Genomic DNA, 22,956 nt, shown 5'->3' with positions numbered 1-22,956 from the left:
GATGGCGTCTGGATGGGAGGACGGACGGGCGGGGCCGCGCGTCACTCGATGACCTTCGGTACGAGATACAGGCCGTTCTCTGTGGCCGGTGCCGGGCGCTGGTAGTCGGCGCGGCGGTCGCTCTCGGTCACGGCGTCCTCGCGCAGGCGCTGGGCGATATCGCGCACGGCGGACAGCGGGTGGGCCAGCGGCTCGATGCCGGTGGTATCCACCGCCTGCATCTGTTCCACGAGGGTGAAGAAATTGTTCAGCTGGACAAGCGTCTGTTCGGCCTCGGCATCGGTGGTTTCGATGCGGGCCAGGTGCGCGATGCGCTTGACGTCGGAGAGTTCGAGAGCCATGGCTTGGTGCGGCGCTGCGAAGAGCGCACGGTTCAGTCCCTGGGGACCGGAGGTGTTGCGGCCGCACGCGCTGCGGGGGCGCGGGCACGGGGCCGGCGGTCACCTCGCCACGTCCGGGCGGCCGTCGGGGTGCCGGATGGGCGTCATGCGCCGGTCATCATGGCGCGAGCCAGGGCGTACCGGACGGATGCACCCGGGGACACCCCAGGATCGTCGAAGTTACAAGTTTTTCGGGGTCCAAACGCCCCGAAACAGCGTGAATTATAAGGTATCATTACGCGCTGCAGGCTTCCCGCAACGCGCACTCCACTTGGGCTGCGGCAAGGTGGCCTGACGGTGATGCCATCGGCACAGCCGCAGGTTCCGAAAAGGAATCGGGCAAATGTCGAAGCGGCATCCCAGGTGCAGTTTTCGATGCGGAACCCGGCTTTCAGCGGTTGGGCGTCGCAGACTTGCAACAGAGTGCAATGGCAGGGTGCAACAGTAGTGTGCCTGCTCCATGGCCGGACCGAGGATTAACGGCCGGTTTTCATCGCATTTTCAGTCGTAACAAACTGGTTCCTCCGATTAGGCTTCTGCATTGTCAGGTTTTTTGTCCTGGCAGGCCCACTGGCGGCGAACTTTCGCGCAGAGTTTAATCAAAGGTTCCCGTAGGTCCGGCGTGCTGCACGCGCCGGCGCGCGGAAACGCCGCAGGTGCCCGGGGCTCGACGCACCGGTGGCAACGGGCGCGCCGGGGCCGGGCTGGCAATTGCCGCCCGCACCTGGGGGACCGTGAACCATCACCCTTGCAAACGTATTCGTGGCCGGGCCGCATGCGGCGCCGGCCGCTTCGCATACTCGCGAACCAACAGAAGACAGGATTCCTGATGTTCGGATTTCTCCGTAGCTATTTCTCCAACGACCTGGCCATCGACCTGGGCACCGCCAACACCCTGATCTACATGCGCGACAAGGGCATCGTCCTGGACGAGCCGTCGGTCGTGGCCATTCGCCAGGAAGGCGGTCCCAACGCCAAGAAGACGATCACCGCGGTGGGCAAGGAAGCCAAGCAGATGCTGGGCAAGGTGCCGGGCAACATCGAGGCCATCCGCCCGATGAAGGACGGCGTGATTGCCGACTTCACCGTGACCGAGCAGATGCTCAAGCAGTTCATCAAGATGGTGCACGACACCAAGCTGCTGCGTCCGAGCCCGCGCATCATCATCTGCGTGCCGTGCGGCTCCACCCAGGTGGAGCGCCGCGCCATCCGCGAATCGGCGCTGGGCGCCGGTGCCAGCCAGGTGTACCTGATCGAGGAGCCGATGTCGGCTGCCATCGGCGCGGGCCTGCCCGTGTCGGAGCCGTCGGGTTCGATGGTCGTGGATATCGGCGGCGGCACCACCGAGGTGGGCATCATCTCGCTGGGCGGCATGGTCTACAAGGGTTCGGTCCGCGTGGGCGGCGACAAGTTCGACGAGGCCATCGTCAACTACATCCGCCGCAACTACGGCATGCTGATCGGCGAACAGACCGCCGAAGCCATCAAGAAGGAAATCGGCTCGGCGTTCCCGGGTTCGGAAGTGCGCGAAATGGAAGTCAAGGGCCGCAACCTGTCCGAAGGCATTCCGCGCGCGTTCACGGTGTCGTCGAACGAAATCCTCGAAGCCCTGACCGATCCGCTGAACCAGATCGTCTCGGCCGTGAAGATCGCGCTGGAACAGACCCCGCCGGAACTGGGTGCCGACATCGCCGAACGCGGCATGATGCTGACCGGTGGCGGTGCGCTGCTGCGCGACCTGGACCGTCTGCTGGCCGAGGAAACGGGCCTGCCGGTGCTGGTGGCCGAGGATCCGCTGACCTGCGTGGTGCGCGGCTCCGGCATGGCGCTGGAACGCATGGACAAGCTCGGCAGCATTTTCTCGTACGAGTAACACGAGGCCGGGGGCGCGACGTGAAGCCTGGCGTCGCCGCTCCCCTCCATCCCCTGATGTCTTCCCCCGCCAGCCCGTTCCGGCGCGCCCTGCAAGGGCCGCCCGGACGCGCTGGCGGAATGGTTTCGCCCGCGCACCGGTAAATGGATTACTCTCCACCGCCGCTCTTCAAGCAAGGTACATCGGCAGTCGCGCGTCTGGTCGTCTTCGTGGCGATCGCGCTGGCGCTGCTGATCGTCGACGCGCGCTTTGACGCCATGCGCATTGCCCGCCAGGTGGCCGCTACCGTGCTGATGCCGGTGGAGCGCCTCGTCCTGGTGCCGCGCGATGCGATGCGCGGCGTCTTCGACTACGCCCAATCTTCGGTCACACTGGCCACCGAGAATCGCGAGCTGCGCCGCAGCGCCGTGGAGCAGGCCAATGCGGCCGTGCGCCAGGCGCAGCTGGAGGCCGAGAACGGCCAGTTGCGCAAGCTGCTGAATCTGGAACAGCAATCGGCCACGCCGGTGACGGCAGCCGAAATCCTGTACGACGCACGCGACCCGTACAGCCAGCGCATCGTCATCGACCGTGGCAGTTCGCAGGGCCTGCGTGCCGGCTATCCGGTGATCGACGAGCGTGGCGTGATCGGACAGGTCACGCGCGTATCGCCGTTCCAGTCCGAAGTGACGCTGCTGACCGACAAGGACCAGGCGATTCCCGTGCAGGTGGTGCGCAACGGCCTGCGCAGCGTGGCCTTTGGCGGCGCGCGTGCCGGCCTGCTGGATCTGCGCTTCATGGCCGCTTCTGCCGACCTGCAGCAGGGCGACCTGCTCGTGACGTCGGGCCTTGACGGCACCTATCCGCCGGGATTGCCCGTGGCAAAGATCGTCCAGATCGAGCGCAAGGCCGACACCGCATTCTCGCGCGTGTACTGCGAGCCCGTGGCCGGCGTGCGGTCGCACCGCCAGTTGCTGGTGGTGCGCTACGAGTCGGGGCTGGCGCCGCGTCCGGCGCAGGAGGCTGCACCGACCAAGGCCGAGAAGGGTGCCCGTTCGGCTGCGGCGCGCGCCGGTGCCGAGCAAAAGGCCGCCGACAAGTCCGAGAAAGCCGACAAGCAGAAATCTCCGGAGTCCGCCCAGTGACGACGTCCCAATACCTGCTGCGCCCGGTCAATCCCGTTTTTATCGCACTGACCTTCGTGCTGGCGTTCCTGTTCAACCTGATGCCGTGGGGCACCACGCTGTGGATCCCGGACATGGTGGCGCTGGTGCTGGTGTTCTGGAACATCCACCAGCCCCGCAAGGTGGGCATGGGCGTGGCGTTCCTGCTCGGCCTGCTGATGGATGTGCATGACGCCCGCCTGCTGGGCGAGCACGCGCTGGCCTATACCCTGCTGGCGTACTTTGCGATCACGATTCACCGCCGCGTGCTCTGGTTCTCGGTCTACACCCAGGCCCTGCACGTGATGCCGCTGCTGTTCATCGCGCACGCGGTGCCGGTGCTGATCCGCCTGGCCATGGGTGCGCCGTTGCCGGACTGGCCCCTGCTGCTGGCCCCGGTTATCGAGGCCGTGTTGTGGCCGATGGCCACCGCGCTGCTGCTGGCGCCGCAACGCCGATCGAGCGACGTCGACGAGACGCGTCCGATCTAGCGCCAGCTCCCACACACCCTGACACCGCCGCCCGCAGTACCGCCATGACCGAAATCCGCAACGTCGAACTGGAAATCGGCCGCTTCCGCATCCGCGTGGCGGCTGCCGCCCTGTTCACGGTCATCTGCTTTGGCCTGCTGATGACCCGCTTCGTGTGGCTGCAGTGGTACAAGCACGACCAGTACTCGGCCAAGGCCGAGGACAACCGCATCTCCGTGGCGCCGATCGAGCCGAATCGCGGCATCATCATGGACCGCAACGGCGTGATACTGGCGCGCAACTACTCGGCGTACACGCTCGAAATCACACCGTCCAAGCTGACCGATACGCTCGACAACACCATCGAGGCGTTGTCGGGGCTGGTCGATATCCAGCCGCGCGACCGCCGCCGCTTCAAGCGGGTGATGGAAGAATCGCGCAGCTTCGAGAGCCTGCCGCTGCGCAGCCAGCTGACCGACGAGGAAGTGGCCAAGTTCTCCGCCCAGCGCTTCCGCTTTCCGGGCGTCGATGTGCGCGCTCGCCTGTTCCGCCAGTATCCGCTGGGCGAATCGGCCAGCCACGTGGTGGGCTACCTCGGCCGGATCTCGCAGCGCGACCAGGAGCGGATCGAGGCCATGGACGAGGCCAACGACGCCGAGGGCGCCAAGTACGATCCGCGCAAGGACGCTGACAACTACAAGGGCACCAATTACATCGGCAAGATCGGACTGGAACAGAGCTACGAGACCGAGCTGCACGGCCTGACGGGTTTCGAGGAAGTGGAAGTCAGCGCGGGCGGGCGTCCCATCCGCACGCTGTCCACGTCGCCGGCCACGCCCGGCAACAACCTGATCCTCTCGCTGGACATCCGGCTGCAGCAACTGGCCGAACAGCTCTTCGGGGATCGCCGTGGCGCGCTGGTGGCCATCGAACCGGAAACCGGCGACATCCTGGCGTTCGTCTCCAAGCCGACCTACGACCCCAACCTGTTCGTGGAAGGGATCGATTCCAAGACCTGGGACGAACTGAACAACTCGCCGGACAAGCCGCTGCTGAACCGGCCGCTGCGCGGCACGTATCCGCCGGGCTCCACGTACAAGCCGTTCATGGCGCTGGCCGCGCTGACCACGGGCAAGCGCACGGCCGCGTGGGGCATGCACGATCCCGGCTTCTTCACGCTGGGCAACCACACGTTCCGCGACGACAAGCCGGGCGGCCACGGCTGGGTGGACATGCAGTCATCGATCGTCCAGTCGTGCGATACCTACTACTACGCACTGGCACGCGACATGGGTGTCAATGCGATCCACGATTTCATGAAGCCGCTGGGCTTTGGCCAGATCACGGGCATCGACATCGAGGGCGAGAGCAAAGGCATCCTGCCGTCCACCGAATGGAAGCGCAAGGCGTACCGCAAGCCGGAGCAGCAGAAGTGGTATGACGGCGAAACGATTTCGCTGGGAATCGGACAGGGCTACAACAGCTTCACGATCCTGCAACTGGCCAATGCCGTGTCGATCATCGTCAACAACGGCGCGGCGATGAAGCCTCACCTGGTGAAGGCGGTGGAGAACTCTGTCACGCGCGAGCGCACGCTGACCGTGCCCAAGGAAAGCTACCGGCTGCCGTTCAAGCAGTCCGATATCGACGTGATCAAGAAGGCGATGGTCGCCGTGACGCACAACGGTACGGCGGCACGCGTATTCGCGGGCGCGGCGTACGAATCGGCGGGCAAGACCGGCACGGCGCAGACGTACACGCTGGCCAAGGGCGAGAAGTACAACCACCATGCGCTGGAGGAGCGCAAGCGCGACCACTCGCTGTACACCGCTTTCGCGCCTGCCGACAAGCCGAAGATCGCACTGGCGCTGATCGTCGAGAACGCCGGTTTCGGCGCAGCGGTGGCGGCGCCTATCGCGCGCAAGGTGATGGACTACTACCTGCTGCGCAAGTGGCCCGAGGAACTGCAGGCCAGCGCGCCGCCGCCCGAGGAGCGCGAGCGCGCCGGTGGCCGGCCGCCAGTGGATACGCCCAGCGTGTTCACCACGGGCCTGACCGCCAATGCGGCCTCCGCCACGGTGATGCAGACGGCACCGGGCGCCATGACCGAAGCCTCGGCCAGCGCCAGCGCGCCGGGCGCGGTGGCCGCGGCGTCGGTGCCATCGGCCCGGTCGGCGTCCGACTCCATCGCCACGCAACTGGACCCGGCCGCGATTGCGCCGGCCTCGGCGGTGGCGACGCTCGATGCCCGCATGCTCCGGGCGCTGGGCCACAGCAAGCCGGCCGCCTCCGCCCCGCCGGCACCTCCCACGCCAGCGCGCGCCACCCCGGCCGCTGCCTCCGCGCCGGCGCCCAAGCCGCGTGCGCGGCCGGTCAAGCCCGCCGAAGTGGCGGACGCCGGCGCGCCACGCAACAACGCCTCACAGTAAAGGAGACGCGCCATGGACAAACGCCGCGTCATCTCGATGATCCGCACGGCCCTGACCGGCTTCGACAAGCCGCTGGCCCTGATCGTCTTCCTGCTTTTCGCCACCGGCATCGTGGCGCTGTATTCCGCCGCCATCGACATGCCGGGGCGCGTGGAAGACCAGCTTCGCAACATCCTGCTGTCGTACGTGGTGATGATCGTGATTGCCTTCATGCCCACGCAGTTGCTGATGCGGATTGCGGTGCCGCTCTACACGGTAGGGGTGGCGCTGCTGATCGCCGTGGCGATGTTCGGCCTGATCCGCAAGGGGGCGCGGCGCTGGCTCAATGTCGGGATGGTGATCCAGCCATCGGAGATCATGAAGATCTCGATGCCGCTGATGCTGGCGTGGTACTTCCAGAAGCGCGAGGGGGTGATCCGATGGTTCGACTTCATCGTGGCGCTGGTCATCCTCGGCATTCCGGTGGGCCTGATCGCCAAGCAGCCCGACCTTGGCACGGGGCTGCTGGTGCTGGCCGCCGGACTCTACGTGATCTACTTCGCCGGACTGTCGTGGAAGATCATCTTGCCGCTGCTTGGCATCTGCGTGGTGGCGATCTCGCTGCTGCTGACCTTCCAGACCGATATGTGCAAGCCGGGCGTGAACTGGCCGGTACTGCATGACTACCAGCAACACCGTGTCTGCACGCTGCTGGACCCGACCACCGATCCGCTCGGCAAGGGCTTCCACACGATCCAGTCGATCATCGCGATCGGGTCGGGCGGCGTGGCCGGCAAGGGCTGGCTCAAGGGCACGCAGACCCACCTGGAGTTCATCCCGGAAAAGCACACCGATTTCATCTTCGCGGTGTATTCGGAGGAGTTCGGGCTGATCGGCAATGCCGTGCTGCTGGTGCTGTACCTGCTGCTGATCTTCCGGGGGCTTTATATTGCCGCCAACGCGCCGACATTGTTCTCACGGCTGCTGGCAGGCTCCATCACGCTGATCTTCTTCACCTACGCATTCGTGAACATGGGCATGGTGAGCGGGATCCTGCCCGTGGTGGGTGTGCCGCTGCCGCTGCTGAGTTACGGGGGCACGGCGCTGGTGACGCTGGGCATGGGCATCGGCATCCTGATGAGCATCTCCCGCCAGAAGCGATTGATCCAGACCTGAGCCGGACCCGAGTCGGCTACACTGCGCCTCGTGAAAGTACGGACTGAACACAGTAGAAGCCTATGAACGCCCAAGACGTCGCCGCCTATCTGCAAAGCAACCCGCAGTTCTTCGAGGACCACGCCGAACTGCTCGCCACCGTGCAACTGACCAGCCCGCACAGCCATCGCGCGGTGTCGCTGCAGGAGCGCCAGATGGAAATCCTGCGCGAGAAGAACAAGGGGCTGGAGCTGAAGCTGGCCGATCTGGTGCGCCATGGTCACGAGAACGACCGCACGCAGCAGCGCCTGCACGACTGGCAACTGCGCCTGCTGGCCGAGGTGGATTCCCACGCGCTGCCGTATGCGGTGCAGGATGGGCTGCAGCAGGTCTTCGACGTGCCCGCCGTGGCACTGCGCCTCTGGAACGTGGGCGAGGCGTTTTCCCATATGGAAGTGGCGCAGGCCGCTAGCGACGATCTGCGTCTTTTTGCCGAAGGTCTGCGCGCGCCGTTCTGCGGCCCGAACAGCGGCTTCGAGGCGGCTGCGCTGCTGGAGCGGGACGATATCGCCTCGCTGGCGATGGTGACGCTGCGTCCGCCGGCCAAGGCGGGCGAGGAAGTTGCGGGGCCGGCATTCGGCCTGCTGGTGCTGGGCTCGCCCGAGACGCGACGCTTCCACGAAGGCATGGGCACCGCCTATCTGGCGCAGATCGGTGAAGTGGCCGGTGCCGCGCTGAATCGCCTGCGCGACTGACCCTTTCGCCATGCGCAGCCACCAGCAGGGCAAGGATGATGCGGCGGCAGGCAATTCGTCGCAAAAGCCGACACCCGATCCGCTGGTGCTGCAGTACCTCGACTGGCTGGCCACCAACCGCAAGCTGGCCGAACACACGCTGACGAGCTACGCCCACGACCTGGCCGTGCTGCAAGAGCATGCACAGCGCCTGGCAGCGGGCGTGGCACTACTCTCGCTCGAAACCCGACATATCCGATCGTTCGCCGCCCGCATGCACGGCGGCGGTCTCTCCGCGCGCACCATCGCCCGCTCGTTGTCGGCGTGGCGCGGCTTCTATCTGTGGGCGGCCCGGTATGGGCACGGCGTGACGGCCAATCCTGTGGATGGCGTGCGCGCGCCCCGTCGCGGTCAGCCGCTGCCGAAGGCGCTGTCGGTGGAGCACGCCGTCGCACTGGTGTCGCACCGCACTGGCGATACCGCGGAGGCGGTCCGCGACCAGGCGATGTTCGAACTGTTCTACTCCAGCGGGCTGCGGCTTTCCGAGCTGATCCAGCTCGACGTGCACTATGCGGAAGAGGGCGACTACCGCTCGGAAGGCTGGCTCGATCTCCGCAGTGCCGAGGTGACCGTGATCGGCAAGGGCTCGCGCCGGCGCACCGTGCCGGTGGGCAGCAAGGCCGTGGAGGCGCTGCGCGCCTGGCTCGGCGTGCGGCAGACGCTGCTGCGTCCCGACGCCACGCCCGACGATACGCACGCGCTGTTCCTCGGTACGCGGGGCCGACGGATCGCATCGAGCACCGTGCAGCAGCGTATCCGCCAGCAGGCGCTGGCAGCCGGCGTGCCCAGCCACGTCCATCCACACATGCTGCGGCACTCGTTTGCCACCCATGTGCTGCAATCCTCGGGCGACCTGCGCGCGGTGCAGGAAATGCTCGGCCATGCGAGCGTGTCCACGACCCAGGTCTACACCTCGCTGGATTTCCAGCATCTGGCCAAGGTCTACGATCAGGCCCATCCGAGGGCGGGACGGGGCGGCAGGAAGAAGTCCACCTCCGCGCCCAAGGCCGATACGTCGTCGGACGAAGAAGGCTCGAAAGACTAGCGGCGGCTCACTTCCACTGAGAAAGGATGTTCTTGAAGCGTTCCATCTCGGGCAGCAGCCACTGTCGGAAGGCTTGCACCTTGGGCGTTTCCAGGCTGGCGTGGGTAGAGACGAAGTAGAGCAGCCACGGACACGGGATGCTGACGTTGAACAGCCTGACCACGCGCCCGGCCAGCAGATCGTTGTAGGCCAGCGTCGAGCGGATCAGCGCAATGCCCTGGCCTTCGGCGGCGGCCTGCAACAACAGTGACGAATCCTGCAGCATCAGGCCCTTGGTCGGCTCCGCCCAGTCGAGCCCCGCAGCTTCGAACCACGGTTTCCACGGATCGCCCTCGCCGCGCAGCAGCGGCATGCCGGCCATGTGCGCGGGCTGCTCGGGCAGGCGCCCGCCGTTGAAGTTCGGGCTGCAGACCGGGAAGAACACGTCCTCGACCAGCCGCTCCGTATAGAGGCCCGGATACTGGCCGCTACCCATGCGCAGGGCCGCGTCGACTTCTTCATTGGCAAAGTCCACCAGCGCGTTCGACGACAGCAGTTCCACTTCCAGTTCCGGGTGCTGCTCGATAAAGCTGCCGATGCGTGGCGTCAGCCAGCGCGCGGCAAAAGACGGCATGGTGCTGATGGTCAGGCGTTTGTCGCGATTGCCGGATTGCAGCACGCGCGTGGCATCGGCAATCTGCAGCAGCGCGTCGCGGACACGCTCGGCATAGAGCCGGCCACTGGTGGTCAGCACCACGCGCTTGCCGCGCCGCTCGAACAGCGGCTGCCCCAGTTCTTCTTCGAGCGCGCGGATCTGATGGCTGACCGCACCGTGCGTGACGAACAACTCCGAGGCCGCGCGAGAAAAGCTCTCGTGGCGCGCTGCCGCCTCGAAGGTGCGCAGGGCGGCCAGCGCCGGCAGGCGCGGAAACTCCCGCTTCCAGCTGCGCGCGTCATCCGGATTCCAACTCCCGCTCCAGGCCATGGCGGCACCCCTTTTCCTATGTGAGTCGTGCTAACAAGACACCGCAATATATATCGTTTTGCCGCGCTGTTGGGAGTCACTAGAATCCAATGCACCGGATCCCGCCAACAACACCCGGAACTGTTCTGGTCCAGTCACCAAGCCAGTTCCGGCCATTCCGACAATACGGCGGCGCCCCCGGGAACCTGGAGAACCACCATGAAAGCCTTGCTCACAACGACCGTCTTTACGCTGAACCCAGGCGAAGTCACCGCGCTGTCGATGCACGCCGCCCAACGTCTGTTTGTGGAAGATGCCAAAGGTGTGGATATCTGGGTGACCCGCGAGAACGATTCGGAGGATTACTGGCTCCGCTGCGGCAGCAGCCTGCTGTTGCGGCGCGGTGACGAGATCGTGCTCAGCATTGATCCGCGCGCCTCGGGGCCGGTTCGGCTGGCACTGATTGCCGAAGCACGCCGCCCGGCGCTGACGCTGGCCGATCTGCCGCACCTGCTGCTGCGCGCTGGCAAGCGGCTGGTGCGAGGCACCGAATGGACCCCGGCCGAGGAGAAGGTCCGGGCCTGAAAGCCGTCTCCGAAGGGCCGGCCTGCCCAGCGTAGGCCGGCCCTTTTCGTTACACTCTCGGGCATGCATCCGATCCAAGTCATCGATCAGGGCCGCCAGCCTTACCAGCCCTGTTTCGACGCGATGCGGGACTTCACCGCCGCACGTACCGCCGAGACCCCCGACCAGATCTGGCTGGTTGAACATCCACCGGTCTACACGCTCGGTCAGGCCGGCGACCCGTCGCACCTGCTGGCTCCCGATGACGCGATTCCGGTCGTCAAAATCGATCGTGGCGGCCAGATCACTTATCACGGTCCAGGCCAGGTCGTGGCCTATCTCTTGCTCGATTTGCGGCGTCGCCACCTCATGGTGCGTGAACTGGTGACCGATATCGAGCAGGCCGTACTGGACACGCTCGCGGCGTATAATCTCGCAGCCGAACGCAAGCCCGGCGCGCCTGGCATCTACCTGTCCGACGGGCCGCACCAGGGCGCCAAGATTGCCGCGCTCGGCCTCAAGATCCGCAACGGCTGCAGCTATCACGGCGTCAGCCTCAACGTGCAGATGGACCTGAACCCGTTCCTGCGCATCAATCCCTGCGGCTATGCCGGACTGGAAACAGTCGACATGGCAACAGCGGGCGCCACCTTCGCGGTGGGCGACGATGCCGGCGCGGAGCCATCGCCGGTGACTGCGGCACAACAACCCGCAATCGCGCATCGCCTGGCGGCGGCCCTGTGCGAAGTCCTGACGGCGCGCGAATCGCGTGCGCAGGTCAGCGGGAACGCCGCCGCCGAGGCCGCCTGAGATGGCACGCCCGGCCCCGAATCAACGCCACACATGCACGCGGCCGCGCGTGCGGAGAACAGTATGAGCGACGCACTGATCGCCACGTCCAGCGAAGTCCCGCAAGCCCCCGCAGAATACGACGCGACCAAGAAGCAGAAGTCGGCCGAGAAGACCGCGCGCATCCCCATCAAGATCGTGCCGGCCGAGCGGCTCAAGAAGCCGGAATGGATTCGCGTGAAGGCCGCCACTGGCAACTCGCGCTTCTACGAGATCAAGGACATCCTGCGCGCGAACAACCTCGTCACCGTGTGCGAGGAAGCGAGCTGCCCGAACATCGGCGAGTGCTTCGGCAAGGGCACAGCCACGTTCATGATCATGGGCGACAAGTGCACGCGCCGCTGCCCGTTCTGCGACGTGGGCCATGGCCGCCCCGATCCGCTCGACGTGAACGAGCCGGGCAACCTGGCGCGTACCATCGCCCAGCTTCGCCTGAATTACGTGGTGATCACCAGCGTGGACCGCGATGACCTGCGTGACGGCGGTGCGCAGCACTACGTCGATTGCATCTCGCAGACCCGGGAACTGTCGCCGAACACCCGCATCGAGGTACTGGTGCCCGATTTCCGTGGCCGTCTGGACAAGGCCCTGGACATCCTGCAGAACGCGCCGCCCGATGTGATGAACCACAACATGGAAACGGTGCCGCGCCTGTACAAGCAGGCTCGCCCCGGCGCCGACTACGAGCACTCGCTGAAGCTGCTGCAGGAGTTCAAGCGCCGCAACCCGGACGTGGCAACGAAGTCGGGCCTGATGGTGGGCCTGGGCGAGACCGACGAGGAAATCCTCGAAGTCATGCGCGACATGCGCGCCCACGACATCGACATGCTGACGATCGGCCAGTACCTGGCACCGTCGAACCATCACCTCCCGGTGATGCGCTACGTCCACCCGGACACCTTCAAGATGTTCGAGGAAGAAGCGTACAAGATGGGCTTCACCCACGCCGCCGTCGGCGCCATGGTCCGCAGCTCGTACCACGCTGACGAGCAGGCGCATCTGGCAGGGTTTGCCTGAGTCTGGAAGTGTGATGCCGTAACAGGGATCGTCTCCCCTGCCGAAAACCGGTCAGCCTCGCTGGCCGGTTTTTTTTCGTCCTGAATGTTTGCGGAAGTCTTTCAGAGTCCTTTCTGCTTGGGTTGCTTATCAGTAACTTTCGCCCCAAACGCCCCCCAACTTCCCCCTAACAGTGCACAAACACTAAGGGTTCCCCCGAGGTGCCGGGCATGGTCATGTTTCGATAACATGAATTTATCGATAAATCGTCAATGAAATTCGATTGAGTCACATCGGGTTTGTTGGCGACGTCGCGCGGGGTGTCTGTGGTGCCTACACTACCTGGACCCTCAACGCGATCTTTCATGGCCCCCTCATGCCTCAATGCACCGTTCACCGTCTGGCCGAGCAGGCTCTCCTTTACAGCGTGGCACCGCCGGCGTCGCTCGACGTCCAGCGCCGTATCTGGGCCATGGCCGAGCGTGCTGCCGACTGGCGGGGTGTGGTGGATGTGGTGCCGGGCATGAACAATCTCACGCTGTCGTTTGACGAGACGGCCGATGTGGCCGCGCTGGAGCGCAACCTGAAGGTGGCGTGGGCGTCGGGCGAGACGCGCAATGCCACGGGCAAGCTCGTGGAGATTCCCGTCCGCTACGGCGGCGAGTTCGGGCCCGATATTGCCGATGTGGCCGCGCATACGGGACTGTCGCCGCAGGAAGTGGTGCGCCGTCATGCGGCGGGTGAGTACGTGGTGTATTTCCTCGGATTCCAGCCGGGATTCGCATATATGGGCGGACTGGCGCCGGAGCTGGCCACGCCGCGTCGTCGCGAGCCGCGTCTGGCGGTGCCGGCGGGTGCGGTGGGCATCGGCGGCGAGCAGACGGGTATCTATCCGGCCGTGCTTCCGGGAGGCTGGCAGTTGATCGGCCATACGGAGGCGCAGTTGTTCGTGGCCGACCGTGATCCGCCGTCGCTGTTCGCGCCGGGCGATACCGTGCGCTTTATCGCCGAGGAGGTGCTGCTGTGATCGAGATCATTCGACCTGGCGCGCAGGCGTCGGTGCAGGATCTGGGCCGTGTGGGATTCCGGCGCTTCGGTGTGGGCCGTTCCGGTGCCGCCGATGGGCTGGCGCTGCAGGTGGGCAATCGACTCCTCGGCAACGAGCCGGGCGCGGCAGCCATCGAGTTCACGCTGGGCCGTGCCGCGTTGCGGTTCGAGGCCGATATGCGCGTGGCACTGACCGGCGCCGAATGCAGCGCCAACCTCGACGGCGTGCCCGTGTGGTCGTGGCATGCCTTCGACGTGCGCCGTGGCGAGACGTTGACGCTGCCCGCAGCGCGCGGCGGCACGCGCACCTACCTCTGCGTGGCCGGTGGCATCGACGTGCCGCTGGTGATGAACTCGCGTAGCACGGATCTCAAATCGAACTTCGGCGGCTTCGAAGGCCGCGTGCTGCGCGATGGCGATCGTCTGCCTGCGGGCAGGCCCGGTATCGAGGAAGACCGCGACTGGCTCGGCGTGGCTGCGCCGGGCTGGGCGTTGCCCGCCAATCGCGAGGGCAGTGCGCTGACCATCCGCTTGCTGCCGGGTCCCGAGTATCCCGATTTCGAGCCGGCGTCGCAGCAAGCGCTGTGGTCGGCAGACTGGACCATCACGCCGCAGAGCAACCGGATGGGCCTGCGTCTTGAGGGTCCTGCGCTGGCGCGTCGGGCCGAGCGCTCGGCAGATCTGCTGTCGCATGGGGTGATGCCGGGCGTGATGCAGGTGCCGCCGAACGGCCAGCCCATCGCGCTGATGAGCGATGCGCAGACCACGGGCGGCTATCCGAAGATCGGCACCGTGATTGGCGCCGACCTCTGGCGCCTGGCGCAGGTGCCGCTCGGTGCAACGGTGCGCTTTGCCGAGGTGTCCCTTGAACAGGCTGCCGCCGCACAGGCGGAAGTCGACCGCTATCTGCGGCAGATCGACCAGGCACTGCGCTGGCAGGGCGCCGGCATGCAGATTGCCGCACGACGACGAACGACGACTCGCTTCGTTGCCTGAACGCTTCGCCTGAGTCTTCCAAGCCCCCACAACTACCGTCCCCTACGGAGAACGCCCATGCAAATCGACCTCAATGCAGACCTTGGCGAAGGCTGCGGCAATGACGAGGCGCTGATCGCGTTGATCAGCTCCGCGAACGTCGCGTGCGGCTGGCACGCGGGTGACGCGGCCACCATGCTCCAGACCGTGAAATGGGCGCTGGAGAAGAACGTGGCCATCGGCGCGCATCCGAGCTTTCCGGATCGCGAGAACTTTGGCCGCACCGAGATGCAGCGCGATCCCGAGGCGGTCTACGCCGACGTGCTGTACCAGATCGGCGCGCTCGACGCGATGGTGCGCGCACAGGGCGGCCAACTGGCGCATGTGAAGCCGCATGGCGCGCTCTACAACATGGCCGTGCGCGATCCGAAACTGTGTGCGGCCATCGTGCGCGCCGTGAAGGACTACAACCCCAAGCTCGTCTTCTTCGGGCTGGCCAACAGCCAGATGATCACGATGGCGCGCGAGGCGGGCCTGGCGGTCAAGGAAGAAGTCTTCGCGGATCGTGGCTACAACCCCGACGGCACGCTGGTGAAGCGCGGCACGCCGGGCGCGTTGCACGACGACGAGGAAGTGGCTTTGAACCAGACGTTGTCGATGGTGCGCGACCAGCGCGTGCAGGCCATCGACGGCACCTGGGTACCGATTCGTGCCGAAACCGTGTGTCTGCACGGCGACGGCGCCCACGCGCTTGCCTTCGCGCGCCGCATCCGGGATCGGCTCGGCGCGGAAGGCATCGCCGTCCGTGCCGATGCCTGAGGGGATTCGCCCCGCAGGCTCGGTTGATTTCACGCAGTCCTTCACGTATCGCTTCACGCGTTATCAGGTGTTTCCCATGGAACCGGCTGTCAATCTTTGGCCCCTGCTCGGGGTCGGCGTCATCATCATCGGCTTCGTCTTGCGGTTCAATCCCATGATGGTGGTGGCGGCTGCCGCCATCGTCACGGGGATTGCTGCGTCGATGCCGCTTACGCAGATCTTTACCGCGATCGGCACCGCCTTCGTCAAGGCGCGCAGTCTGCCGCTGATCATTCTGCTGCCGCTGGCCGTGATCGGCCTGCTGGAACGCCACGGTTTGCGCGAGCATGCGCAGGCGTGGATCTCGCGCATCAAGTCGGCCACGGTGGGCCGCCTGCTGATCGTCTACCTCGCTGTGCGCGAACTGACCGCCGCGATGGGCTTGACCAGCCTGGGTGGCCATCCGCAGATGGTGCGTCCGCTGCTGGCCCCGATGGCCGAAGGCGCGGCCGAGAACCGCTTCGGCCATTTGCCCGAGCCGGTGCGCCAGCGCGTGCTGGCGTTCTGCGCCGCCACGGACAACGTGGGACTGTTCTTCGGTGAGGACATCTTCGTGGCGTTCGGTGCCATCGCGCTGATGCACACGTTCCTGCTGGCCTCGCACATCGACGTGGAACCGCTGCATATCGCCGTCTGGGGTATCCCGACCGCCATTTGCGCCTTCCTGATCCATGCGGTGCGCCTGAAGCGCCTGGACATGTGGCTGGAGCGCGAGCTTGGCGCGCAGAAGCCGGTGGGCATGCCGGCCACCGCTGGTGCGAAGGGAGAGTAAGCGATGATCATCTCGATCCAATACCTGTACTGGCTGGCCGGCTTTGTCCTGCTGATCACGTCGCTGATGACGTTCTCGGACAAGGCGCATCCGCGCCGGTTGTCCACGGGCCTGTTCTGGCTGCTCTATGCAGTGATCTTCCTGATCGGCGACAAGATTCCGCCGGCCATCGTCGGCGTGGCTGCGGTGGTGATGGCGCTGATCGCCGGGTTCGGTGGCGTGGGCATCGGCAAGCATGGCACGTTGTCCGAGGAAAAACGTCGCGCCAGCGCGAAGCGCCTCGGCAACAAGCTGTTTGTGCCGGCGCTGTTGATTCCGCTGATTACGGTGATCGGCACGGTGGTGTTCAAGGATGTGAAGGTGGCGGGCCTGCCGCTGCTCGATCCGAAGAACGTCACGTTCGTCTCGCTCGGCGTCGGCTGCCTGGTCTCGCTGGCGGTGGCGTGCTGGCTCACGCGTGAAACGCCGGTGCAGGGTCTGCGCGAATCGCGCCGCCTGATCGAATCGCTGGGCTGGGCGCTGGTGCTGCCGCAGATGCTGGCGATGCTCGGCCTGGTGTTCTTCGATGGCGGCGTGGACAAGGCCGTGGCGCACCTGACCACCTCGTACATCAACATGGACTACAAGTTCGTGGCTGTGGCGGTGTACTGCATCGGCATGGCGCTGTTCACGATCATCATGGGTAACGGCTTTGCCGCGTTCCCGGTAATGACGGGCGGCGTGGGCGTGCCTATCCTGGTGGGCGTGTTCCATGCGAACCCGGCAGTGATGGCGGCCATTGGCATGTTCTCGGGCTACTGCGGCACGCTGATGACGCCGATGGCAGCCAACTTCAATATCGTGCCGGCTGCACTGCTCGAACTGAAGGACCGCAACGCAGTGATCCGGGCGCAGGTGCCTTCGGCGCTGGGCATCCTCGTTGCCAATATCTTCCTGCTGTATTTCCTGATGTAAGGACATCGCCATGACCCGTACCGTCTTGCTGACCGGCTTCGAGCCGTTCGAACAGGAACCGATCAATCCGTCGTGGGAGGCGGTGCGGGCGCTCGATGGCGCGCATATCGGCGATGCCGTGGTCGTTGCGCGGCAACTGCCTTGCGTGTTCGGCAAGGCCATCGACGCCATGGATGCACTCGTCACGTCGCTGCGTCCCGATGTGGTGATCGCGGTGGGGCAGGCGGGCGGCCGCACGGAGCTGTCGATCGAGCGCGTGGCGATCAATGTGGACGATGCGCGCGTGGCCGACAACGTTGGCGCCCAGCCCATCGACGTCACGATTGCCGCCGATGGTCCGGCCGCGTACTTCGCGTCGCTGCCGATCAAGGCCATCGTAAGAGATCTGCGTGCAGCGGGCGTGCCGGCGATGGTGTCGCAGACGGCGGGCACCTTCGTTTGCAATCACGTCTTCTATGGCCTGATGCACGCGCTGGCGAAGGCATCGAGCGTCGCACGTGGTGGATTCATCCACATCCCCTATCTGCCGGAGCAGGCCGCGCGACACCCTGGTGCGCCGAGCCTCGCGCTGGAGACGCTGATCGCGGGGCTGCGCGTGGCGGTGGCCACCACGCTATCGACGAAAGACGATATCCGCGAACAGGGCGGGCAACTGCACTGATTCACCTCGCGCGGCGGAGCGCTAAGGCTGCTTCGTCTCGCGATGACTTTGGCTGTCCGTAGCGGCGGCCACTGCGCGTGCGGTGGCGCGGCGGCGTGCAATGCGCTGCAACCGGCGCCGCAGGCTGACCTGCTCGAAGCGCCAGATCACATACGTGAACGCCATGAACGGCCACAGCCACCCAAGCCACTGCGCCAGGCTGTTGAAATGGATGAAGCGGCCCATGCGCCATCCTTGCTCGGACACCCACGCATAAGGATTCGACGGCAGCACATTGGTCAAGGCGACCAGCCCCGTCAATGCCACCACTGCCAGCACGGCACGGAGCCAACGTGGTAGCCGCAGCAGTAACACCAGCACCAGCGAACTCGTCAGCAACGCAAAACGGCCGCCTTCGGAGAGCCAGTTGAACGCGTTGTCATCCGGAAACTGCAACTCGGACACTGCGGCCTTGATGATCAGCGCGGCGGTGAGCAGTGCAGCCAGAATGCGCAGCATCGGCGCGGTTCGCCGCATGGCGATCGACGCAAACAACCCCGTGCCGATCCAGCTCGATGCGGTCACGGCTGTCTCCAGCAGCAACTGCGTTTGCATGTCGTCGGTGCGGATGCCGATGTTGTCCTGCCACGCAATCAGCGCGGGGAAGTACGCCTGCACCCACGCCATTGGCCATGAATCGGGATCGGTGAGCCACTCGCGCACGATGCCGCCCATGCCGAACAAATGTTCCTGCGGGAAGATCTGCGCGAAGGGCCACAACATCACGAGGACGATGGCAAAGCTCGCATGCGGTTCGAACCATGCGAGCCGCAGGCGCGTCAGCGTGCCCCGATCGATCAATGCGCCGGTGAACGGTGCCACCACGGCGGCCCCGAGCAGTGCCCCGAGCGCATTGGTGATCAGGTCAATGTTCGACGAGATCCGCGTGGGCAGCCAGGTCTGTAGCGCTTCCATCACGGCGGATAGCAGCGCGCCGGCCACGAAGGCGATCAGCGTGGCCCGCGCCCCGGAGACACGCGGGTGCAGGGACAACACCACGAGTGCGCCGAACGGGCAGTAGCCGATGACGTTCGTCAGCAGGTCGAACTCGGTGATGTAGCGCGGCTTGGGTGCGCTCAGGAATGCGAACGGCGAGATACCGTTGTTGGTCCAGCCGGTGAATGGATACAGGCTGGCGTAGGCCACCAGCAGTGTGAAACAGACCAGCCCCACGCGCGCCAGCGGAGAATGGCGGGGCAGCCATCCTTCAAGTTCGGGCTGGCGCAAGTCCTGCGGCGGTGTGGGAGGCGGGGCGCTGTCCGAAAGCATGACGGCTCGCAACCGTTACAACGGGTTAAGCACTGTACGCTTCATTGGCGCGGCGCCGTGGCTTTTGGCGTGTCCACGGGCGGTATCGGCACGCTGTCGCGCGATGGCGGATTGGCGCGCGGCAACGCGGCGGGGCCGGTGGCCGTCGCGGCTTCCAGCGGCAACGCGGCTGCCCAGTCGAGGATGGCGGCGATCACTGCGTCACTGCTCGCGGCCAGCGCCTTCACACCGCCTGCGCCATCGGCACTCGTCGCCTGCTGCTCGGCAACGAATGTCTTCTGCCCGATCAGGTTCTTGTGGAATACCGTGGCGCGCGCACGCACCACGCCACGGCTGCTGGTGGCCGTATCGAAGACCTGTTCGAAACCCAGCAGGTCCACCTTGATGGCTGGCACGCTGGTGTCGCCATACCAGGTCAGTTCGCCCCGGCCCGACACCGCATCGCGCAGCCGGTCGTCGAACAGCCGCGTCGGGGCGTCGACCCAGCGCTGCGTCGCGTACGACTGCAACCGCTGCGCCTGCGTGTACTGCAGACGGTAGTAGATGCCACGGCCATCCATCCACGTGGGACCATCGGTCTCGGCCACGCGCAGCTTGGGCAGGCGGGCAGGCGGTTGCGATGGCGCGGCAGCCAGCGGGCCGAGGTCATAGGTGGTGGTGCTGCGCGACTGAGGCAACACGCCGCAGCCGGTGAGAACCAGCAGCGTGGCCAGTGTGGCGATGCGCGCGAAAGGGATGAGGGCGGAAGCATTCATGGCGGAATCTCGGCTGGGGCGCTCGGTGCGCTTCATGTTCGGGTTCAAGGCGCCTGGAAGCCCGGCTCGCCCGGACCTGCCGTGGGCGACGGGCCGCCGAACAGCACGCTGCTGGGCTGGTCGTTGAACTGGCCGGCTGCGCGGTCGATGCTGCGCGCGGTCTGCCGTGCGTCGCGTGCCAGGCCGTTGAGTTGTGGCAGCGTTTCCTGCGTGAAGATGCCGGCGGCCTTCTGCACGGAATCCGCGGCACCCTGCATGTTCTCGCCTACGCGATTCACCGTGGACATCACCGTGCCATTCGGATTGGCCAGGTCGTCGGCCAGCCGGCGCGTGGAGGCCAGCGTGGCGTTGAGGTTTTCCACGGCCTTGGGCAACTGGTTCACGGCCGGTTGCAGGGACTTGGCGAGTTTCGAGTAATCCTCGGCGGTCTGGTGCACCGAGTTGATCGCCGACATGAGCTCGTCGCGATTGGTGGTCTGGAACATCTCGTTGAGCGATGCCATCAGCGTTTCGGTCTGCGTCAGCAGCGAGTCGCCACGCTTCTCCAGTTCCTCGAAGAAGCCGGGCCGCATCACGATCCGCGCCGGTTCGCGCGCCGAAGTGGGCAGGCGCGGCGAGTTGGTGCTGGCGCCCTCTTCGCGCGCGGTATCGTCCAGTTGCACGTACGCGATGCCGGTGACACCCTGAAAACCGAGCGTGGCATAGGTGGTGCGCGTGATCGGCGTGTCCTGGTTGACGGTGATGCGCACGATGATCTGGCCCGGCACCTGCGGATCGAACTTGATGGATACCACCTTGCCCACGTCGAGCCCGCGATACTTCACATCGGCCTGCGGCCCGAGCCCGTTCACCGTGGAACGCGTGATCAGGTCGTACGGCACGCGCACGGCGTGGTCACTACTGAACCAGAACAGCGCGAACAGCACCAGGATGGCCAGGCCGATGGTGAACACGCCGGCAAGAAAGGCGTTCGATTTGTTTTCCATCAGGTGTCTCCACTGGGCGCTGCGGAGTTGCCGGACCCGTGCGGGGCGGGCAGCGCCTGCAGCGCGCGCTGGGCGCGGTCGCCCAGAAAATATTCACGAATGAAAGGATGATCGACCCGGATGACTTCGGGGATGGGCGCGGCGGCCAGCACCTTGTGGTCGGCCAGCACGGCCACGCGGTCGGACAGCGCCACAAGGGTGTCCAGGTCGTGCGTGATCATGACCACGGTCAGGCCTAGCTCGCGGCGCAGTTCGCGGATCAGGTCCACGTAGTCGTCGGACGCCATCGGGTCCAGGCCGGCAGTGGGTTCGTCCAGGAAAACGAGTTCCGGTTCCAGTGCCAGTGCGCGGGCCAGCGCCACGCGCTTGATCATGCCGCCCGAAAGATCGGATGGCATCTTGTCGGCATCCTTGGCCGAGAGTCCCACGAGTTGCAGTTTCAGCAGCGAGGCCTGGCAGATCAGGTTGTCCGGCAACGCGCGCAATTCACGCAGCGGCAGCGCGATGTTGTCGATCACGGACAGTGCCGAGAACAGCGCGCCGCGCTGGAACTGCAATCCCCAGCGGTTGCGCAGGGCCTGCAGTTGCGCGGCGGTCAGCGCGGCCGGGTTCTCGCCAAACACGCGGATGGTGCCGGAGGTGGGCCGGTCGAGCCCGACAATCTGCCGCAGCAACACGGTCTTGCCGGTGCCGGAGCCACCGACGATCGACAGGACTTCGCCACGATAGACGTCGAGGTTCAGGCCGTCATGCACCACGTTGTCGCCATAGCGTTTCACGAGGTCGCGCACCTCGATGATTTTCTCGCGTGGCGTACCGCGCTGGACGTCGGGTGGCATGGAATCGGTCATAGCCCCACGTCCTTGAAGAGGATGGCGAAGATCGCGTCGGCGATGATCACCACGGTGATCGACGTCACCACCGATGCCGTCGTCCCTTCGCCCAGGCTCTGCGTGTTGGGCCGGATGCGCAGGCCATAGTGGCAGGCCGTCAGCGCGATCAGCATGCCGAATGCCACGCCCTTGCCGAGCCCGAGCCACAGGTTGGCAACGGGCACCGCATCGGGCAGCTGGCGCAGGAAGAAGGCAAAGCTGATGCCGAGCTGGAAGCGCGCGGCGGTCATGCCACCGAGCAGGGCCATGAGATCCGTCCACGCTACCAGCAGCGGCATGGCGATGGCCAGCGCGATCACGCGCGGCATGATCAGCCGGAAGCCGTGCGAGATGCCCATCACGCGCATCGCATCGAGCTCCTCGGTCACGCGCATCACGCCGATCTGTGCGGTGATGGCCGAGCCCGAGCGCCCCGCGATCAGGATGGCCGCCAGCACAGGACCCAGTTCGCGGATCACGGCCATGCCCAGGATGTTGACGATGAAGGTGCTGGCGCCAAAGATCCGCAACTGGTTGGCGGACAGGTACGACAGCACGATGCCGATCAGGAACCCCACCAGCGCCGTGATGCCCAGCGCCTTGTAGCCCACGTTGTAGATATTGGCCGAGATCTCGCGCCACGGACCACGCTGCGGCGCACGCAGGAAGCGGAACAGGTCGAAGGTCAGCTGGCCGAGCATCGTGATGCCCACCCCGAGTTGCGCGAAGAACGATATCAGCGCGGCGCCGAAGAGCGTGATCGGATTGAACCGGTCGACCATCGTCTTCTTCCAGCCATCGTTGCGCAGCCCGGCGATGCGGTCGAACACGCGGCGCTGGCCCTCGTTCAGTTCCACGCGCTCGGGCATGCGGCCGTTCCACGCCTGCCAGATCAGTTGCGCACCGATGTGGTCGAGCCGTGTCACGGCGGCAAGAGACCAGCGCGTGTTGTCGGGTGCGCCGGCAAGCTTCTGCAGTTGTCCGCGCAGGCCCTTGGCCTCATGGCAGCCGGCAAGCGCGAGCGCGGTCCAGTCGCCCTGCAGGCTGACGCTGCAGGCGCCGTCCTGGCGCGAGATGTCGATGGCGGGCGTCGGGGGGCTGTCCAAAAGAGGGTGATGATGTGATGGCTGAGTCCCGATTCTATGCTAC

The 22,956-nt window shown here is 65.7% G+C and carries 23 protein-coding genes; 16 read left to right on the top strand and 7 right to left on the bottom strand.

Annotated features, from left to right (window positions below; all coding sequences use genetic code 11):
- Positions 1–41 precede the first annotated feature (41 nt).
- Entirely contained in the window at positions 42–341 is a 300-nt protein-coding gene (gene gatC / locus FFS21_RS04010; protein WP_137923649.1) for an Asp-tRNA(Asn)/Glu-tRNA(Gln) amidotransferase subunit GatC, read from the bottom strand.
- An 868-nt stretch (positions 342–1,209) separates the two neighbouring features.
- Between gatC and FFS21_RS04005 the strand changes: the two genes are divergently transcribed.
- From FFS21_RS04005 to xerC, 7 genes are all read left to right on the top strand, one after another.
- Complete coding sequence (locus FFS21_RS04005) at positions 1,210–2,253, top strand: rod shape-determining protein (protein WP_019450345.1); 1,044 nt, start codon at positions 1,210–1,212, stop codon at positions 2,251–2,253.
- A gap of 143 nt (positions 2,254–2,396) precedes the next feature.
- Positions 2,397–3,377 carry a rod shape-determining protein MreC gene (gene mreC / locus FFS21_RS04000; RefSeq protein ID WP_137923648.1) on the top strand — a complete coding sequence of 327 codons (981 nt, stop codon included), beginning with the start codon at positions 2,397–2,399 and terminating at the stop codon, positions 3,375–3,377.
- Positions 3,374–3,886, top strand: a complete 513-nt coding sequence (gene mreD / locus FFS21_RS03995; protein WP_137923647.1) for a rod shape-determining protein MreD — start codon at positions 3,374–3,376, stop codon at positions 3,884–3,886. Before mreC ends, mreD begins: the two co-directional genes overlap by 4 nt.
- 44 nt (positions 3,887–3,930) lie before the next feature.
- Positions 3,931–6,294 (top strand): penicillin-binding protein 2, encoded by a 2,364-nt coding sequence (gene mrdA / locus FFS21_RS03990; protein WP_137923646.1) that lies wholly within the window; start codon positions 3,931–3,933, stop codon positions 6,292–6,294.
- A gap of 12 nt (positions 6,295–6,306) precedes the next feature.
- Positions 6,307–7,449: a rod shape-determining protein RodA gene (gene rodA / locus FFS21_RS03985; protein WP_137923645.1), complete on the top strand. Its 1,143-nt coding sequence runs from the start codon at positions 6,307–6,309 to the stop codon at positions 7,447–7,449.
- Positions 7,450–7,511: 62 nt separating this feature from the next.
- Positions 7,512–8,183, top strand: a complete 672-nt coding sequence (locus FFS21_RS03980; RefSeq protein WP_137923644.1) for a DUF484 family protein — start codon at positions 7,512–7,514, stop codon at positions 8,181–8,183.
- 10 nt (positions 8,184–8,193) lie between these two features.
- Positions 8,194–9,267, top strand: coding sequence for a tyrosine recombinase XerC (xerC, locus tag FFS21_RS03975; RefSeq protein ID WP_137923643.1), 1,074 nt, complete (start codon positions 8,194–8,196; stop codon positions 9,265–9,267).
- A gap of 7 nt (positions 9,268–9,274) precedes the next feature.
- On the opposite strand, the gene FFS21_RS03970 is transcribed toward xerC, so the two are convergent.
- Entirely contained in the window at positions 9,275–10,231 is a 957-nt protein-coding gene (locus FFS21_RS03970) for a transcriptional regulator GcvA (protein WP_137923642.1), read from the bottom strand.
- 198 nt (positions 10,232–10,429) lie between these two features.
- Here FFS21_RS03970 and FFS21_RS03965 point away from each other — a divergent pair, with 198 nt between their 5' ends.
- From FFS21_RS03965 to pcp, 9 genes are all read left to right on the top strand, one after another.
- Positions 10,430–10,795, top strand: a complete 366-nt coding sequence (locus FFS21_RS03965; protein ID WP_137923641.1) for a DUF2917 domain-containing protein — start codon at positions 10,430–10,432, stop codon at positions 10,793–10,795.
- 63 nt (positions 10,796–10,858) lie between these two features.
- Complete coding sequence (lipB, locus tag FFS21_RS03960; protein ID WP_137923640.1) at positions 10,859–11,584, top strand: lipoyl(octanoyl) transferase LipB; 726 nt, start codon at positions 10,859–10,861, stop codon at positions 11,582–11,584.
- Between the two features lie 63 nt (positions 11,585–11,647).
- Positions 11,648–12,640, top strand: a complete 993-nt coding sequence (gene lipA / locus FFS21_RS03955; protein WP_137923639.1) for a lipoyl synthase — start codon at positions 11,648–11,650, stop codon at positions 12,638–12,640.
- A 355-nt stretch (positions 12,641–12,995) separates the two neighbouring features.
- Positions 12,996–13,646 (top strand): 5-oxoprolinase subunit PxpB, encoded by a 651-nt coding sequence (pxpB, locus tag FFS21_RS03950; protein WP_137923638.1) that lies wholly within the window; start codon positions 12,996–12,998, stop codon positions 13,644–13,646.
- Positions 13,643–14,662 carry a 5-oxoprolinase subunit C family protein gene (locus FFS21_RS03945; protein ID WP_137923637.1) on the top strand — a complete coding sequence of 340 codons (1,020 nt, stop codon included), beginning with the start codon at positions 13,643–13,645 and terminating at the stop codon, positions 14,660–14,662. The genes pxpB and FFS21_RS03945 overlap by 4 nt, the downstream gene beginning before the upstream one ends.
- A gap of 57 nt (positions 14,663–14,719) precedes the next feature.
- Positions 14,720–15,460 carry a 5-oxoprolinase subunit PxpA gene (pxpA, locus tag FFS21_RS03940; RefSeq protein WP_137923636.1) on the top strand — a complete coding sequence of 247 codons (741 nt, stop codon included), beginning with the start codon at positions 14,720–14,722 and terminating at the stop codon, positions 15,458–15,460.
- Positions 15,461–15,536: 76 nt separating this feature from the next.
- The gene (locus tag FFS21_RS03935) at positions 15,537–16,271 is read left to right on the top strand and encodes a DUF969 domain-containing protein (RefSeq protein ID WP_137923635.1); all 735 of its coding nucleotides are present in this window, start codon (positions 15,537–15,539) and stop codon (positions 16,269–16,271) included.
- Positions 16,272–16,274: 3 nt separating this feature from the next.
- Positions 16,275–17,225 (top strand): DUF979 domain-containing protein, encoded by a 951-nt coding sequence (locus FFS21_RS03930; RefSeq protein ID WP_137923634.1) that lies wholly within the window; start codon positions 16,275–16,277, stop codon positions 17,223–17,225.
- Positions 17,226–17,235: 10 nt separating this feature from the next.
- Positions 17,236–17,886: a pyroglutamyl-peptidase I gene (pcp, locus tag FFS21_RS03925; RefSeq protein WP_137923633.1), complete on the top strand. Its 651-nt coding sequence runs from the start codon at positions 17,236–17,238 to the stop codon at positions 17,884–17,886.
- A gap of 21 nt (positions 17,887–17,907) precedes the next feature.
- Here pcp and FFS21_RS03920 read toward each other — a convergent pair whose 3' ends face one another.
- The 5 genes from FFS21_RS03920 to FFS21_RS03900 are packed head-to-tail and all read right to left on the bottom strand — an operon-like array spanning position 17,908 to position 22,913.
- Positions 17,908–19,194 carry a VanZ family protein gene (locus tag FFS21_RS03920; protein ID WP_137923632.1) on the bottom strand — a complete coding sequence of 429 codons (1,287 nt, stop codon included), beginning with the start codon at positions 19,192–19,194 and terminating at the stop codon, positions 17,908–17,910.
- Positions 19,195–19,235: 41 nt separating this feature from the next.
- Complete coding sequence (locus tag FFS21_RS03915) at positions 19,236–19,949, bottom strand: ABC-type transport auxiliary lipoprotein family protein (protein WP_237379994.1); 714 nt, start codon at positions 19,947–19,949, stop codon at positions 19,236–19,238.
- Positions 19,950–19,993: 44 nt separating this feature from the next.
- On the bottom strand, positions 19,994–20,935 hold the full coding sequence (locus FFS21_RS03910) for an MlaD family protein (protein WP_171020316.1): 942 nt from the start codon (positions 20,933–20,935) through the stop codon (positions 19,994–19,996).
- Positions 20,935–21,774, bottom strand: a complete 840-nt coding sequence (locus tag FFS21_RS03905) for an ABC transporter ATP-binding protein (RefSeq protein WP_137923670.1) — start codon at positions 21,772–21,774, stop codon at positions 20,935–20,937. The genes FFS21_RS03910 and FFS21_RS03905 overlap by 1 nt, the downstream gene beginning before the upstream one ends.
- 8 nt (positions 21,775–21,782) lie before the next feature.
- Entirely contained in the window at positions 21,783–22,913 is a 1,131-nt protein-coding gene (locus FFS21_RS03900) for an MlaE family ABC transporter permease (protein ID WP_137923629.1), read from the bottom strand.
- Between the last annotated feature and the right edge of the window lie 43 nt (positions 22,914–22,956).

The sequence above is a fragment of the Cupriavidus sp. 2SB genome, from assembly GCF_005503625.1.
Taxonomy (GTDB): domain Bacteria; phylum Pseudomonadota; class Gammaproteobacteria; order Burkholderiales; family Burkholderiaceae; genus Cupriavidus.
Note: the sequence above shows the minus strand (reverse complement) of the source record. Positions and strands in the feature narration are given on the sequence as shown.

Coding starts and splice junctions, on each gene's coding strand:
- pcp (WP_137923633.1), top strand. CDS start 17,236: ATGACCCGTACCGTCTTGCTGACCGGCTTCGAGCCGTTCGAACAGGAA.
- FFS21_RS04005 (WP_019450345.1), top strand. CDS start 1,210: ATGTTCGGATTTCTCCGTAGCTATTTCTCCAACGACCTGGCCATCGAC.
- FFS21_RS03915 (WP_237379994.1), bottom strand. CDS start 19,949: ATGAATGCTTCCGCCCTCATCCCTTTCGCGCGCATCGCCACACTGGCC.
- FFS21_RS03935 (WP_137923635.1), top strand. CDS start 15,537: ATGGAACCGGCTGTCAATCTTTGGCCCCTGCTCGGGGTCGGCGTCATC.
- xerC (WP_137923643.1), top strand. CDS start 8,194: ATGCGCAGCCACCAGCAGGGCAAGGATGATGCGGCGGCAGGCAATTCG.
- FFS21_RS03965 (WP_137923641.1), top strand. CDS start 10,430: ATGAAAGCCTTGCTCACAACGACCGTCTTTACGCTGAACCCAGGCGAA.
- FFS21_RS03920 (WP_137923632.1), bottom strand. CDS start 19,194: ATGCTTTCGGACAGCGCCCCGCCTCCCACACCGCCGCAGGACTTGCGC.
- pxpB (WP_137923638.1), top strand. CDS start 12,996: ATGCCTCAATGCACCGTTCACCGTCTGGCCGAGCAGGCTCTCCTTTAC.
- FFS21_RS03905 (WP_137923670.1), bottom strand. CDS start 21,774: ATGCCACCCGACGTCCAGCGCGGTACGCCACGCGAGAAAATCATCGAG.
- mreC (WP_137923648.1), top strand. CDS start 2,397: ATGGATTACTCTCCACCGCCGCTCTTCAAGCAAGGTACATCGGCAGTC.
- FFS21_RS03930 (WP_137923634.1), top strand. CDS start 16,275: ATGATCATCTCGATCCAATACCTGTACTGGCTGGCCGGCTTTGTCCTG.
- FFS21_RS03910 (WP_171020316.1), bottom strand. CDS start 20,935: ATGGAAAACAAATCGAACGCCTTTCTTGCCGGCGTGTTCACCATCGGC.
- pxpA (WP_137923636.1), top strand. CDS start 14,720: ATGCAAATCGACCTCAATGCAGACCTTGGCGAAGGCTGCGGCAATGAC.
- gatC (WP_137923649.1), bottom strand. CDS start 341: ATGGCTCTCGAACTCTCCGACGTCAAGCGCATCGCGCACCTGGCCCGC.
- lipA (WP_137923639.1), top strand. CDS start 11,648: ATGAGCGACGCACTGATCGCCACGTCCAGCGAAGTCCCGCAAGCCCCC.
- FFS21_RS03980 (WP_137923644.1), top strand. CDS start 7,512: ATGAACGCCCAAGACGTCGCCGCCTATCTGCAAAGCAACCCGCAGTTC.
- mrdA (WP_137923646.1), top strand. CDS start 3,931: ATGACCGAAATCCGCAACGTCGAACTGGAAATCGGCCGCTTCCGCATC.
- rodA (WP_137923645.1), top strand. CDS start 6,307: ATGGACAAACGCCGCGTCATCTCGATGATCCGCACGGCCCTGACCGGC.
- lipB (WP_137923640.1), top strand. CDS start 10,859: ATGCATCCGATCCAAGTCATCGATCAGGGCCGCCAGCCTTACCAGCCC.
- FFS21_RS03970 (WP_137923642.1), bottom strand. CDS start 10,231: ATGGCCTGGAGCGGGAGTTGGAATCCGGATGACGCGCGCAGCTGGAAG.